Annotated in this window: 13 protein-coding genes; 9 read left to right on the plus strand and 4 right to left on the minus strand. The window is 32.3% G+C overall.

The genetic code is table 11. The annotated features are described in order from the left end of the window. Nucleotides 1-200: 200 nt before the first annotated feature. Entirely contained in the window at nucleotides 201-2,222 is a 2,022-nt protein-coding gene (locus tag FHK87_RS25500; RefSeq protein ID WP_140597713.1) for a M3 family metallopeptidase, read from the plus strand. Nucleotides 2,223-2,370: 148 nt separating this feature from the next. On the opposite strand, the gene FHK87_RS25505 is transcribed toward FHK87_RS25500, so the two are convergent. After that, nucleotides 2,371-4,539 carry a M20/M25/M40 family metallo-hydrolase gene (locus FHK87_RS25505; protein WP_140597714.1) on the minus strand — a complete coding sequence of 723 codons (2,169 nt, stop codon included), beginning with the start codon at nucleotides 4,537-4,539 and terminating at the stop codon, nucleotides 2,371-2,373. 211 nt (nucleotides 4,540-4,750) lie between these two features. Here FHK87_RS25505 and FHK87_RS25510 point away from each other — a divergent pair, with 211 nt between their 5' ends. The 5 genes from FHK87_RS25510 (at nucleotide 4,751) to FHK87_RS25530 (ending at nucleotide 7,965) form a co-directional block, all read left to right on the plus strand. After that, nucleotides 4,751-5,254: a GbsR/MarR family transcriptional regulator gene (locus tag FHK87_RS25510; protein WP_140597715.1), complete on the plus strand. Its 504-nt coding sequence runs from the start codon at nucleotides 4,751-4,753 to the stop codon at nucleotides 5,252-5,254. Between the two features lie 90 nt (nucleotides 5,255-5,344). Next, nucleotides 5,345-5,698, plus strand: a complete 354-nt coding sequence (locus FHK87_RS25515) for a hypothetical protein (protein WP_140597716.1) — start codon at nucleotides 5,345-5,347, stop codon at nucleotides 5,696-5,698. Nucleotides 5,699-5,710: 12 nt separating this feature from the next. Beyond that, nucleotides 5,711-6,124 (plus strand): hypothetical protein, encoded by a 414-nt coding sequence (locus tag FHK87_RS25520; protein WP_140597717.1) that lies wholly within the window; start codon nucleotides 5,711-5,713, stop codon nucleotides 6,122-6,124. Between the two features lie 42 nt (nucleotides 6,125-6,166). Further along, nucleotides 6,167-7,048: a methyltransferase domain-containing protein gene (locus tag FHK87_RS25525; protein WP_140597718.1), complete on the plus strand. Its 882-nt coding sequence runs from the start codon at nucleotides 6,167-6,169 to the stop codon at nucleotides 7,046-7,048. 8 nt (nucleotides 7,049-7,056) lie between these two features. Then, on the plus strand, nucleotides 7,057-7,965 hold the full coding sequence (locus FHK87_RS25530; protein WP_140597719.1) for a TIGR01777 family oxidoreductase: 909 nt from the start codon (nucleotides 7,057-7,059) through the stop codon (nucleotides 7,963-7,965). 126 nt (nucleotides 7,966-8,091) lie between these two features. On the opposite strand, the gene FHK87_RS25535 is transcribed toward FHK87_RS25530, so the two are convergent. Both FHK87_RS25535 and FHK87_RS25540 read right to left on the minus strand, forming a co-directional pair. Beyond that, nucleotides 8,092-9,708, minus strand: coding sequence for a DUF1501 domain-containing protein (locus FHK87_RS25535; RefSeq protein ID WP_140597720.1), 1,617 nt, complete (start codon nucleotides 9,706-9,708; stop codon nucleotides 8,092-8,094). 7 nt (nucleotides 9,709-9,715) lie between these two features. Continuing rightward, nucleotides 9,716-11,185 (minus strand): DUF1800 domain-containing protein, encoded by a 1,470-nt coding sequence (locus tag FHK87_RS25540; RefSeq protein WP_140597721.1) that lies wholly within the window; start codon nucleotides 11,183-11,185, stop codon nucleotides 9,716-9,718. A gap of 560 nt (nucleotides 11,186-11,745) precedes the next feature. On the opposite strand from FHK87_RS25540, the gene FHK87_RS25545 reads away from it, so the two are divergent. Genes FHK87_RS25545 through FHK87_RS25555 form a run of 3 tightly spaced genes read left to right on the plus strand, consistent with a single transcriptional unit; the run spans nucleotide 11,746 to nucleotide 12,878 of the window. Next, nucleotides 11,746-12,300, plus strand: coding sequence for a sigma-70 family RNA polymerase sigma factor (locus tag FHK87_RS25545; protein ID WP_140597722.1), 555 nt, complete (start codon nucleotides 11,746-11,748; stop codon nucleotides 12,298-12,300). Between the two features lie 5 nt (nucleotides 12,301-12,305). Continuing rightward, complete coding sequence (locus FHK87_RS25550; RefSeq protein ID WP_226294422.1) at nucleotides 12,306-12,566, plus strand: hypothetical protein; 261 nt, start codon at nucleotides 12,306-12,308, stop codon at nucleotides 12,564-12,566. A 57-nt stretch (nucleotides 12,567-12,623) separates the two neighbouring features. Further along, the gene (locus tag FHK87_RS25555) at nucleotides 12,624-12,878 is read left to right on the plus strand and encodes a hypothetical protein (protein ID WP_140597724.1); all 255 of its coding nucleotides are present in this window, start codon (nucleotides 12,624-12,626) and stop codon (nucleotides 12,876-12,878) included. Here the strand turns inward: FHK87_RS25555 and FHK87_RS25560 are convergent. Then, a complete protein-coding gene (locus FHK87_RS25560) occupies nucleotides 12,867-13,700 on the minus strand; it encodes a UbiA prenyltransferase family protein (protein WP_140597725.1) in 834 nt (277 codons plus the stop codon). The two genes, FHK87_RS25555 and FHK87_RS25560, sit on opposite strands and share 12 nt — an antisense overlap. Between the last annotated feature and the right edge of the window lie 28 nt (nucleotides 13,701-13,728).

The raw sequence follows: 13,728 nt of genomic DNA on the forward strand, positions 1-13,728 counted from the left end.
CATAAAATTAAAAAAATTGTTAAAAAACGTATTTCAAACCGTAATTAGAAAACAAAAATGTCAACTTTGTACAAGTTCTTTTACTTTTTGAGAGTATAATTTCTTGTATCCAGGAACATGGTAAAATCTCAATTCTAAAAAAACATAGTATAATAACTTTTAATCCATTTATTTTTACATAAATAAATTTAATATCCAAGATGAACAATCCTTTATTAAAATCATTCGACACTGCTCCTTTTTCTAAAATAACACCGGATTTTTTCTTACCAGCAATAAAAAATGGAATAGAACTCGCCAGAAAAGAGATTAATGCCATTGTAACAAATACAGAAGAACCTAGTTTTGAAAATACAATAGAAGCATTAGATTATGCAGGAGAATTATTAGATAGAATCACAAGTTTATTTTTTAACCTTAACAGTGCAGAGACCAACGACGAGATTCAAAAAACAGCTCAGGAAGCATCTCCTCTCCTATCTGAATTTAGTAATGATATTGCTTTGAACCTTGATTTATTTAAAAAAATTGAACTTGTTTATAACACTAGAGATCAACTCAACCTTACACCAGAACAATACCAACTGCTAGAAAAACGATACAAATCTTTCTCTAGAAATGGTGCTAATCTTACAGATGATAAAAAAGAAAAACTGAGAGAAATTGATAAAGAGTTATCTCTTGCCAGTCTAAAATTTGGTGAAAATGTATTGGCTGAAACTAATAAATTTGAGATGCTACTCACTAATGAAGCAGATTTATCAGGATTGCCAGAAGGTGCCAAAGAAGCAGCAAAAGCAATGGCAGAAGCAAAAGATATGCAAGGATGGTTAATTACACTAGATTACCCTAGTTATATTCCTTTTATAACATATGCTGATAATAGAGCGCTTCGTAAAAAATTAGCTCTTGCCTTTGGTTCTAAAAGTTTTCATAATGATGAATTAGATAATCAGGATATTGTATTAAAAATCGCAAACTTAAGACATCAACGTGCTTTATTGTTAGGATATACATCTCATGCAAACTATGTTTTAGAAGAACGAATGGCAGAGACCCCCGAAAAAGTATTTTCATTTTTGAATGAAATACTTGAAAAAGCAAAACCTGCAGCAGAACGAGAATTTAAGCAATTAGAAGCTTTTGCTAAAGAATTAGATGGTATTGACCAATTACAAAAATGGGATGGAGCCTACTATTCTGAAAAATTAAAACAAAAACTGTTTGATCTAGATGACGAAAAACTAAAACCCTATTTCAAACTAGAAAATGTTATTGATGGAGTTTTTACTATTGCTTCAAAACTTTTTGGACTTCAGTTCAAAGAGAATACTACTGTTGATTTATATCATGAAGAAGTAAAAACATACGATGTAACGGATACAAATGGTAGTTATATCGCATTATTTTACGCAGATTTTCATCCCAGACCCGGTAAAAGAAACGGAGCATGGATGACTTCTTACAAACCGCAAATGGTAAAGAATAGTGAAAATATAAGACCACATGTATCAATCGTTTGTAATTTTACGAAACCGACTCCAAGTAAACCATCTTTACTCACATTTAATGAAGTAACTACATTATTTCATGAATTCGGACATGCACTGCATGGCATGCTTGCCAATACTACATATCCGGGACTATCAGGCACAAGTGTGTATTGGGATTTTGTAGAGCTTCCTAGTCAAGTGATGGAGAATTGGTGTTATGAACAAGAAGCATTAGAATTGTTTGCCAAGCATTATGAAACCGGAGAAGTAATCCCAATGGAACTTATACAAAAGATTAAAGAATCTGCTACCTTTATGGAAGGCATGGCAACACTACGGCAATTAAGTTTTGGATTACTCGATATGTCTTGGCATGCACAAGACCCAAGCAATATTAAAAATGTAAAAGAGCACGAAAAAAAGACATTTGAAACAACATCTCTATACCCCGATGTAGCAGAAAATTGTATGAGTACAGCTTTTTCTCACATCTTTCAAGGAGGATATTCTGCCGGATACTATTCTTATAAATGGGCAGAAGTATTGGACGCAGATGCTTTTGATTATTTTAAAGAAAATGGAATTTTTAATGCAGAAATAGCAGCAAAATTCAAAGAACATGTTTTATCAAAAGGAGGTACAGAAAACCCAATGACACTTTATAAAAGGTTTAGAGGAAAAGAGCCTAAACCAGAAGCATTACTAAAAAGAGCAGGGTTAATAAAATAATCTACCTTATAGGCTTGCATCTAGTTAGAAAATAATTTTGACACAGAAACAAGTCACGTGGTATTTAGATCTAGATAATCGAGTAAAAAAGTATTTATACTAAAAAGTCGGGAGAATTTTCCCGACTTTTTGCATGTTGCCTATCTGATTATTTTTTAATCATTTGCTTGGTATAGCTATTTGAACCTTCAAAAAATGTCAGGAAATATGTGCCTGAAGCAAATTCTGAAACATTAATTTGAGTAGACTGTTTTTCTAGTTTTACTTCTTTTATGATATTTCCTTTTATATCGAGTATCATAATCATGCCTGATTTCCATAATCCATTATTAACTGTTATGGTCACAGTAGCTTGATCTACGGGATTAGGATAAAAATCAATTAAAGCATCATCATTTGTAAGCTTTTTTGCCAAAGTAGTACTCAAAGTAGATCCACAGGCTCCTATCCTATTCCAATTATTATTTGCTGTTCTTTCATATAAACTACCTTGAAAAGTTACACGATCGCCCGGTTGATAATTTACAGAAGAATTATAAGGACTAACTCCATCACAAATATCCGTATTCCCACCAGAAGTTTCAAAAACTTCAACTTCATCAATAGCAACATCACCTTGCCAACTATTTCCCGTTACCGTATTAAACCGAACTTGTGCTATGTTTCCTATGTAAGAAGCCAGATTAATTGTAGCGGTTTGCCAGTTATTTCCCTGAGCCCCGGTTTTTGAAAAAACATTAGTCCAACTATTTCCATTATCTGTACTCACCTCTACAGAAAGGCTTCCGATTGCGTTCCCAACCATATGATACTTAAAACTTAACGTTGCTTGAGATGCACTCGTAAGGTCAAGACATGGAGAAGTAATGATCGCCCTTTTATTAGGAAAGCCTGAACCGTTACCCGAAGCTTCTACATAGATATAAGATGATCCTTCTATTGCACTGGCAGGTCCTGTACCATTAGATGGGGTTCCATTTGAGTCAACGGTCCAATTTAAATCATCAGAAGTAGACTGTGACCATAAGTTTATAGAACCTTCAAACCCTTCTTGGTATGGAAAAACAGATACTGTAGAGGCGCATTGGTTTCCACCACCTGTAGAGCTAACACCATTTCCTATCTCTATAAGATATTCTAATGCCAATTTGGCAAATTTAGCCGAATGTGTAGCATTAGGTGTTGGAGAACGATCAAAAGTATCTCTTGTCGTATGGATATTAGGATTACTCTCTCGAAAAGAGGCCTCAAATGGGAAAGCTACATCATATCCTTGTTGAGCCCAGCTATAATGATCAGAACAACCATAATTACAACTCGAAGTTCCGTATGTAATTTTATGTACGCCCGATGCATTATAATAATCCATTAATTGGATCAGAAAGTTATTAAGAGCATCGTCATTATATGAATCTGTAGAGATATATACATCATTTACAGAACCTTTATAATTTGTCATATCTAGCTGCATGTAGCTTACAACATTTACATTGCGTGCTTTGTAATCCTCAGCGATTTCTTTTGACCCTCTTAGCCCTACTTCTTCTGCTGCAAAGGCCATAAACTCCATCGTTCTTTTAGGTTTGAAATCCACAGAAAATAATACTCTGGCCGCTTCTGTAATAGTAGAGATACCAGACGCATTATCATCTGCTCCCGGAGCATTTGTTGTTGTATTTCCTCTGGCAGTCGAATCTATATGACCACCGATTATAACAAATTCGTCAGGTTTTTCAGTTCCTTCTATTGTCATGATGAGAGAAGGCATGTTCGTACTTTGGTGATTTACTATTCTTATGCTAACATCGCTACGTCCTGCTGCGAGACTTTCCCATTTGGTTTTAAGATCAAGTACTGCTCTTCTGGCACTACTTGTAGTGTGATAACGAGTACCATAATCCTCAAGTTCTTGTATTTGCGTGGCAATATTCAAATTGTCAACCAAATCAATACACCTTCTTACCAAATTGTCTTGGGTGATTGAGTATCGTGAACTTTGTTTGTTATAAGATTTCATATTTACATTCTCAATCGATTTGAGTGCAGCCTGTTGAGAACTTTCATAAATAAACCCAGGACCATGAACTAACACTTTATGATGTAGTTCTTCTGCAGCATCATGGCTAAGTAGAACTGCACTATAACCATTCTTAGAATTAATAATCTTAATATCTTCTGGATGGCTAGATTTTAACCCATTGGCATCTTGTGTCTGCATTGTTGCAAAAAACATGTCAGTACGATCTTGTGCATAATTGTAGTTGAACAGCAGTAGAAATAGCATTACTGCCAGAGTGATTTGATTTGAATTTTTCATTTTTTAAGAGTTTGCATTATTAGCCTTAACTTACACAAAATCAGTTGTTATATAAAATGGATTATCCTCAAAATAATAACTGTTAAAGCTCATCTAAAAAATAAATTATTATTTAATTTTCAATATTTTTTGAAAGTTTGAAATTTTTAATATATTTGTAATATCAATTTCAATACAAGTTGAATATTTAAGAATTAAAAACAATTTGGTTATGAATTATGAAGAAGCAAAAAATAAATTTATTTCTACTTGGGGGTCTTTAGGTACTTTGTGGGGTATAAATAAAGCAATGGCCCAAATCCATGCTTTACTCATGATCTCTCCAGAACCTCTTTCTATGGAAGATATTATGGAACAGCTTCAAATCTCAAGAGGAAATACCAGTATGAATTTGAGACAGCTCATGGATTGGGGTATTGTTTTTAAAGAAAATAAAATGGGAGAACGCAAGGAGTATTTTACTTCAGAAAAAGATGTACAAGAACTTGCAAGACAAATCGCAAAAGAAAGAAGTAGAAGAGAGCTAAAACCTACTATAAAAGTATTAAACGAGGTATCTAATTTACAAGAAGATGGTACTCCTGAGACTAAAGAATTAATCAAGCAGACAAAAGCTTTACATGATATGGCTGATACATTAGATACATTGATGAATAAAGTTATCGGTCACGATCACAATTGGATTACAAAAGCACTAGTAAAACTTATCAAATAATATATATAACAACATTGTATAAATAAGGAGAGCTCATTCTTCTTTTTATTTTAAATTAAGATTTCAATTTTTTCTGAAAATTCAAAAATTATGAATTTAAACTTGATAGGATATAGTATTTATACATTGATAACAGCTGTTATCATTATAAGAGTAGGTGCAATTTGTTATCATAATGGAAATATTTTTGTAGCTAATCTTGTTCCAAATGACAAAGAATTTTGCGTACGGGTAAACAAACTCTTATTGATTGGTTATTACTTATTTAACCTTGGATATGCAGTCATCTCTTTTTCAAAATGGCCTATCATAAACACAGTTACACATATGACAGAGGTTATCTGTTATCGATCAGCAATCATAATCTGTTTACTTGCAGGTTTACACTATTTCAACATATTCTGGATTTCAAAATTTATAAAAACATTTAAAACAACAATCTAAATTCTACATATTATGGAAACTTCAAAAATTTTTATCGGTTACCTTATTTATTTACCTATAACCATCACATTAACTTTTTTTGTATCAAAAACATTGTTTAAAAACGGCAGGACATTTATGATCGATATTTTTAAAGGAAAAGAAGATATTGCATTAGCTACAAATCGATTGTTTGAAGTTGGTTTTTATCTTCTAAACATTGGTTGGGCACTATTAATTCTCAAAATAGACAGTGAGGATTTTCAAAACACATACCAAAATCTTGTAGAAACATTAAGTACAAAAATCGGAGGATTCTCTATTTATTTGGGCATCATGTTATTTTTTAATTTAATGTTATTCTTCAGAGGGCGAAAAAGAGCTAATAAAGCTAATTATGTGAACCAACAACGTAACAACCCAAACAACCCGCAAGTAAGGCTTTAGTTACTTACTATTTCCTTTTTATAATTTCTAAAAAATATCACTATGAGTACTTTGGCTATATTACAGAAACTCAAAATCAGAAAATTTGCAACAAAGAAAAATATTATCAATTTTTATGATGAAGCTACCGAAGATTATGAGTTTTGGAGTAAGGACCTTAACATGCATTTTGGTTACTACATTCCTTTCAAAACAAGTTTTTTGAGAAGAGATACCATGCTTAATGAAATGAATCAACAGATTTTTGATCGTCTTAATGTTGCAAAACAAAATACATTGGTTGCCGATCTTGGTTGCGGTATCGGGGGAACCATGCGATATGGATTAAGAAAATACCCATTACTAAAGATCATAGGCGTAACCCTATCCTCTTTTCAATCTACAGAAGGTAATAAAATGCTTAAGAATAAAAATGGACTTATATTACAGCAAAATTACTCTCAAACAACATTCAAAACCAATAGTGTAAATGGAGCGTATGCTATTGAGAGTTTTTGTCACTCGGGACATGGAAAAGAAGCCTTACAAGAAGCGTATAGAATTCTTAAACCAAAATCTAGACTAGTAATAGCAGATGCATTTCTAAAGAAAGATAGTACCGAATTGTGTACAGGTAGTAATTTTTGTTACGAACAATTATGCAAAGGATGGAGTCTTGAGGGATTAGGAAATATACATGATGTAAAACAAAAATTAATACAGATAGGATTCAGAAATATTAATATTGAAGATGTTTCTTTTAGGGTAGCTCCTTCTGTATTACATGTACCTTTTGCCATTACTGGTTTTATATTTAAGAAGCTTTTTAAAAAAGAAACACTTAAACCACAAAGCTGGAAAAATCTAAAAGGATCTCTATTCGCACTTCTTTCTGGCTTACACCTTACTAGTTTTGGATATTATATTATTACAGCAGAAAAATAAAGATGAAAATGAAAAAAATAGTTATCGCAGCAGGAACAGGTTTTTTAGGAAAAGTACTTATTCAATACTTTCAAGCAACTACAGATCAAATAATTATATTAACCCGAGGAAACCAAAACACAAAAAACAACATCAAATTTGTACACTGGGATGCACAGAATATAGATACCTGGGCAAAAGAGTTAGAAGAAACAGATGTATTAATTAATATGACGGGCAAATCTGTCGACTGTAGATATACTGAAAAGAACAAAAAACTTATATTAGATTCTAGGGTAAATTCTACTATTGTATTGGGAGAAGCTGTTAAATCTTGCAAAACACCTCCCAAAGTATGGATCAACTCGTCTACTGCCACGATATATAGACATTCGCTAGATAAAGAAATGGATGAAATACATGGAGAAATCGGAACTGGTTTTTCTGTAAACGTAGCAAAAGCATGGGAAAAAGCTTTTTTTGATCAAGTAACCCCGAGCACTAGAAAAGTAGCTGTAAGAACGTCTATAGTTTTAGGAAAAAATGGAGGAGCACTAAAGCCTATCCTAAATCTTACAAAAATAGGAATGGGAGGAAAACAAGGCACCGGAAATCAAAAAATAAGTTGGATTCATGAAACTGATTTTGCAAGAAGTCTTGATTTTATTATAAATAATAAGAGTATCGAGGGCGCTATCAATATTGTTGCACCAAAACCGACAACCAATGCTATTTTTATGAAAACAATGAGAGAGGTAACAAAAATTCCTTTTGGCATTCCTTCTCCTAAACTTTTACTCGAATTAGGTGCAAGAATCATTAATACTGAAACAGAATTAGTATTAAAGAGTCGAAATGTAGTACCCAAAAAATTAGAAGAACACGGGTTTCAATTTTCATTTTCTGATCTCAAAAAAGCGTTACAATCTTTGGTCTAACATATTTCTATATCAATTTTGTTTCTAATCCAAAAAAGAGGCCGATTAAAAAAACACGACCTCTTTCATTATGAATCAGATTTAAAAAACAAACAGTGATCGATTATAGCTACATTTATATTATTATCATTGAACCATAAAAAGTTTACTATACTTTTGTCCTCCTTTGTCGATACGATATAAATATTGCCCGGTATCTAAGGTGATACCAGAAATTTCATCAAAATATATTTTGTGTTCGCCTTCAAACATCATTTCATTTTTTAATACTCCTACTTCCTGCCCCATCATATTATATATTTTGATAACAATATGACCCGTTTTATCATTATTGATATATAAATAAGGCTGATCTCGACTCTGTATTATTTTATGTTCGAATGCACTCAATGTAATTTGATCTTCTGCTTTATTATTAGAGCTTGAAGATTGAGATGGACAATCAAAACCAAGATCTAAAGAAGGATGCTGCCCCAATACACGATCTACTAAATTGTCAGGAACACAAAGCCATTTTTTCATGATAGTACTATAAATATTTACAAAGCTCTGGTTGTATTTTAGGTTTCCTCCTTGGCCAAGATCATTTAAGTCCGGATGATTCCCTACAAAGCCATCTCCTTTTAGCTCTCCTCCAAAAATCATTACCGGAGCGGCAGTACCGTGATCTGTTCCTCCAGATCCATTCTGTTCAACACGACGACCAAACTCTGAAATTGTCATAGAAAGCACTTTATCTCCCCAACCATCTCTATTTAGTTCTTTATAAAACACAGATAGTGCATTAGAAAGTTCTTCCATTAATTTGCTGTGTCTTGCAGATTGATTATTATGGGTATCAAAACTACCTATTGTCACTAAATAGATTTTGGTCTTTAGGTTTCCTCTGATTAATCTCGAAACCACTCTTAATTGTTTTGCGATATCACTATCAGAAGAATAATCGCTTGAACTTGATGTTTTTTCGTAAGCTTGATTAATCACTTCTGAGTGTTTGATCGTTGTATTCGCAATTCCTTTGAGGTATTGAACTTGTCTACCATGAGCATTGTCAGGGATTCCATTTAAATCATATACAACACCATTTTCTGCAATTTGTGCCAGTTGATCAGGGTTTGAAACAGAAAATGCAAAATTTGTATCAGTGCCATCAAAAATTAAATTTCCATTATTTCCTATTTGAATTGCAGCAGGTCTATCCGGTGGAGTTACCAAATAATCAGGGTAAATATTCTCAAAATATCTAGCCGCCCATCCTGTTTCTTGTACATCATTTATATCAGCAGTAGCCCAAATATCTGATCCTGTAAAATGCGATCGAGAACTGTTTTCATAACCTACACCATGTATTACTTTCATTTGTCCTTGATCCCATAAATACTGCATGTCATTAGCGTATTTTGGCATTGCAAAATCAGTATTAAGTTTAAACAATTGATCTTCTTTAATTCGAATTGTTTCTCTAACCCGTGCATAGTTATCATAATCATAATACGGTATGATTGTATTCAACCCATCATTTCCTCCTTTTAATCGTATTAACACTAATACTCTATCATTATCAGATTGATTCAATGCCGCCTCTAGTAACGAGGGTTGAGAAACCGTAAGTGATGTGTTTGCCAATGCCATAGAACCTCCTCCAACAATCCCTAATGCTTTCACAAACGATCTTCTACTCCATTCTTTATGATCATGATGATTACATGATCCTTTTTTTTGATCTTTATAAATATTACACATACTACTTCTATTTTAATTGAAATTCGGGGATACTAACAATATGTTTTACTAATTGATAAACTTGTTTAGGAACAAAAGAAGCCTCTAAATCCCATAAATCATCTTCAAAATAATTTTCTGGCACCTCATCTTTAAAAACATCTATTGCTACATTGTATTCTGAAGCATTGAGCAATGGTCTTGATAAAAAATGATTAACGATGTATTTTGTTATGAGTGCAGGATTTTTTGTTTCTTCTTCTACCAGATTTTTAGCAAGTGTTCTGAATTGCTCTTTATCCCTTCTCCATGCTCTATCTATATACCCATGTAAAAAATCTTGCCTGGCAGGCAGTGTGCTAGAATTAATCCAATCTTTATCACCTGGCCAACCGGATACATCTGGTGGACTTAATAGGGCTTGCCCTAAATCTTTTAGATTATTGCGAGTCGCTTGTTCGATTTTAAAAGTAGGTACATATTGAAACTCAACCTCTTTTATGAATGGAATAATTAAATCTGTAGGACTTTTGATAATAATACCAGATACTCCTCCCGACAAAAAATGCTTACTTTTAAAAAGTTTACGTAATACAGGAGCTAGATTAAATCTTTTTTCTATCAACAATTCAGATAATTCTCTAACTACTCCTCCATTACCATTTGGGTTAACAAAATACCTATAAAGCTTATCACAAATAAACTTTGCTATTCTAGAAGATTTTTCCTTGAATAAAATATCAATTACATCATCATATCCCCAATTACCAGTTTGTCCAAAAATAGTTTTGGGGTTGTTATCAAATGTATCCTGATCAAAAAGAATAGGTCCACCAAGTTTTTTTATATCTGTCCATCCAGTAAGGGCTCTTGCCGTTTCTTTTATATCATTTTCTGTATATCCATTATTATCTCCCAGAGTAAAAAGCTCATATAATTCTCTTGCATAATTCTCATTAGGAGGTCTTCTGGGGTGATTTCCATTATTTTGTGAGCCATTAAGATAGACCAGCATGGCAGGATTAAGACCAATATCGTGTGTAAATTCTTTAAAATTACCAATAGCATGTAATTGTAAGATATTATAATACTGAAATGTATAAGAAGGGTAGTTATACACTCTATCTTCTGTAACAAAATGATTACTCCAAAATAATGTCAAACGCCCGCGCAGACCATCTTGCAAACAATCTTTGATCATTTGTTCTTTCCACTCGTTGCGGTACTCAAATAAAGATTTTGAGGAGCTATCAAATCTATCTTTTGTCCAAAATCCCCATTTTGGAGCTGGTGTAGGCACCTTATCAACAGCTTCTTTTATTAATCTGTCAATTAATCGAGATGGTCCTATTCGTAAACCATCTTTAATCATTTCTTGTGTAGCACCAAAACCTAGTCTTCTATATACATGAAGAACTTTTCTCTTATTCCAAGGGTCATTCTGTGATGGAACAAAAGGGTCGAGAGGACTCACTGCATTCATTGCTTGTGTTGTCATATCATAAATTTTAGTTTTTTAACTCGCAGATATCATCAAGAGCATACTTAAAGACCAAAACCAAACAACAAACTATTTCTTAATTAGGTGAGTAATTTTATAGTGTAAATAAGCTATAAGAAGAAACATCTATTTTCTCATAAATAATATTTAGACACAGCATAACAGAGCATCCAAGATATATAAAATCTATATCTTGATTCCTTTATTAAATAATGAAATTGTTGTTTTACTTACTAATTAAGAGCTCACTATACTTTTAGTACAAGTGATACAAAATATAACTATAAGGAAAGAATATTTTGGTTGAATTTGGTTTTAAGAATTGCATAATGTTTCTGGGGTTAATTAATTTAAGTTAGTCGCTGGCAAAAATAAAAAAACAGCACATAGGTTCTTGACTTTGATTTATTAAGAAATTCAAAATAATTTATAATTTTTTTATAATTTTTATGTAATAGTGTTTCTCGTCATACGACTAAACAACTGACCAAGAGAAATTATTGATAAAGATTCAACTTTTTATTCTATTTTTGGTGAACACAATTTTAGATAAAAACATGTCAACAAACACCATAAACCCCGATACTTGGGTGGACAAGTACAGTGATTATCTTTTTAATTACACCATCGTAAGAGTTGATGATAGAGAAGTGGCTCAAGATTTGGTGCAAGAAACATTTTTTGCCGGACTAAAATCTATGAAAAATTTCAAAGGAGAAGCTAGCGAGAGAACTTGGCTAATTTCTATCCTTAAAAGAAAAATTATTGACTATTATCGTAAAATTAATAGTAATAAAGGTAAAGCTGAAGTAAGAATTAAATATACTTCGGATAACGAGACAGAAGGAGACTGGTTAGAAGAAAGAGTTGCAGATCCTTTTGACGGTAATGCTGAAAATGAAATTGAAAACGAAGAACTTGGATTAGCCATTCATAATTGTATAGGAAAATTACCTGAAAAACAGGCAATGATTTTTAAAATGAAAACAATTCAAGGTTTTGATACAGAAGCTATTTGTAATGAATTCGATATTACTGCGTCTAACTTGTGGGTTATTATACATCGAGCACGAACAGCAATGGCTGAATGTTTAGAAAAAAATTGGTTTTAGAAAACATGAGTAAAAAAAGAGGAATTTTTGTAAGTTGTTCAGAAGCAAATCACTTCTGCGATAAGAATCAATATAAAGAAGCCACTTTTTGGGAAAAAGTGAAACTTAACATACACGTATTATATTGTAAAGCATGTAGAAAGTACTCTGCCAGAAACGCAAAATTGACCAAATTAGTTAAAGAACCAAAAGTCATAAGTATTAATCATTATGATAAAGAGGCAATGAAGGAGCGATTAAAGCAGAAAATGTCTGAGAATAATTAAATAATGTAATCAAAGAATGTTTTAAAATTACTCTAGCAGTAAGAATCTAATGTAAGAATGAAAACTAATAGTAAGCTATTTATATCTTGCGAAGAAGCAAAATATATATGTGATAAAAATCAATATGGGGAAGCTTCTTTCCCAGAAATTCTTCAGCTCAATATCCGTTTGATCTATTGTAAAATTACAAGAGCTTATGTAAAGAGAAATAAAAAACTCACTGAAACTATTCGTAATTCAGATGTGCAAACTATTTCTGCTTCGCAAAAAAAAATGATGAAAGAAGAGCTTCAAAAGCAATTAGGTAAATAGACCTTGTAAAACAACAATAATCAACAACCAAAATATAGGAATACTCTCTACCCAAAAGGAACAATAATATTCTGATTGTTTACGTTCTGTTCCCCAAAGAAAAAATAAGGTTATAGAAGTTACCAGTATAGTACTAAGTATCTCGATAGAAGAAAATAACACATTTTCTTTTACCGGAGTAAGCAATAAGAACATAACTAGTAAAATACTCCCAAAGACTTTAGTTTTTGTTACTCCTATTTTTTGAGGAACAGTTTCTAAGGTCGCATCATCATATTGGAGATCCCGAATCTCAAAAGGTAACATAATAATGATTATAAACAAAAAACGCTGAACAGCCTCAATCAAAACATTTAAATCTATCGTATTGTTTACATGCAACATTGGCACTAATACAGTCGTACCTGACCAAACTACAGCAATAATAAATATCTTAATTCCGGCTAGATTTCTTAAGTTCTTTTTCTTAGGAAGAATTGGCACAACGTAAAAAACAGTTAATGCCACAAACGGTAAAAGAAATAACAATGTTTTTAATGGTATTTGAAAAATAATGTACGCATATATTAAAGCGCAAAATATTGTTAGAAACCTTATCCCCTTCATAGATCTAGTAAGCCTTTTATGATAAAGCTTAGATACATTAGAATACTTAACAAAATTATATGCGGTAATAGCTCCAAAAAAACTTAGTAACAGAAAAAAGTATTGATCAGAAATATCAAACTTAACAAAGGTAATTTGTACCATTGAAGTGATAGCAACGGCGACGTGGATGCTTCCGTTTATATAAAATCTAAATATACTTTTTAGGGTTTCCACGTCGTATTTTTAAGGTTAAGTGTTAATA

Origin of the sequence: Aquimarina algicola, assembly GCF_006443095.1 — a bacterium.
Classification (GTDB): domain Bacteria; phylum Bacteroidota; class Bacteroidia; order Flavobacteriales; family Flavobacteriaceae; genus Aquimarina; species Aquimarina algicola.

Coding starts and splice junctions, on each gene's coding strand:
- FHK87_RS25525 (WP_140597718.1), top strand. CDS start 6,167: ATGAGTACTTTGGCTATATTACAGAAACTCAAAATCAGAAAATTTGCA.
- FHK87_RS25500 (WP_140597713.1), top strand. CDS start 201: ATGAACAATCCTTTATTAAAATCATTCGACACTGCTCCTTTTTCTAAA.
- FHK87_RS25530 (WP_140597719.1), top strand. CDS start 7,057: ATGAAAAAAATAGTTATCGCAGCAGGAACAGGTTTTTTAGGAAAAGTA.
- FHK87_RS25510 (WP_140597715.1), top strand. CDS start 4,751: ATGAATTATGAAGAAGCAAAAAATAAATTTATTTCTACTTGGGGGTCT.
- FHK87_RS25515 (WP_140597716.1), top strand. CDS start 5,345: ATGAATTTAAACTTGATAGGATATAGTATTTATACATTGATAACAGCT.
- FHK87_RS25545 (WP_140597722.1), top strand. CDS start 11,746: ATGTCAACAAACACCATAAACCCCGATACTTGGGTGGACAAGTACAGT.
- FHK87_RS25505 (WP_140597714.1), bottom strand. CDS start 4,539: ATGAAAAATTCAAATCAAATCACTCTGGCAGTAATGCTATTTCTACTG.
- FHK87_RS25540 (WP_140597721.1), bottom strand. CDS start 11,185: ATGACAACACAAGCAATGAATGCAGTGAGTCCTCTCGACCCTTTTGTT.
- FHK87_RS25520 (WP_140597717.1), top strand. CDS start 5,711: ATGGAAACTTCAAAAATTTTTATCGGTTACCTTATTTATTTACCTATA.
- FHK87_RS25555 (WP_140597724.1), top strand. CDS start 12,624: ATGAAAACTAATAGTAAGCTATTTATATCTTGCGAAGAAGCAAAATAT.
- FHK87_RS25550 (WP_226294422.1), top strand. CDS start 12,306: ATGAGTAAAAAAAGAGGAATTTTTGTAAGTTGTTCAGAAGCAAATCAC.
- FHK87_RS25535 (WP_140597720.1), bottom strand. CDS start 9,708: ATGTGTAATATTTATAAAGATCAAAAAAAAGGATCATGTAATCATCAT.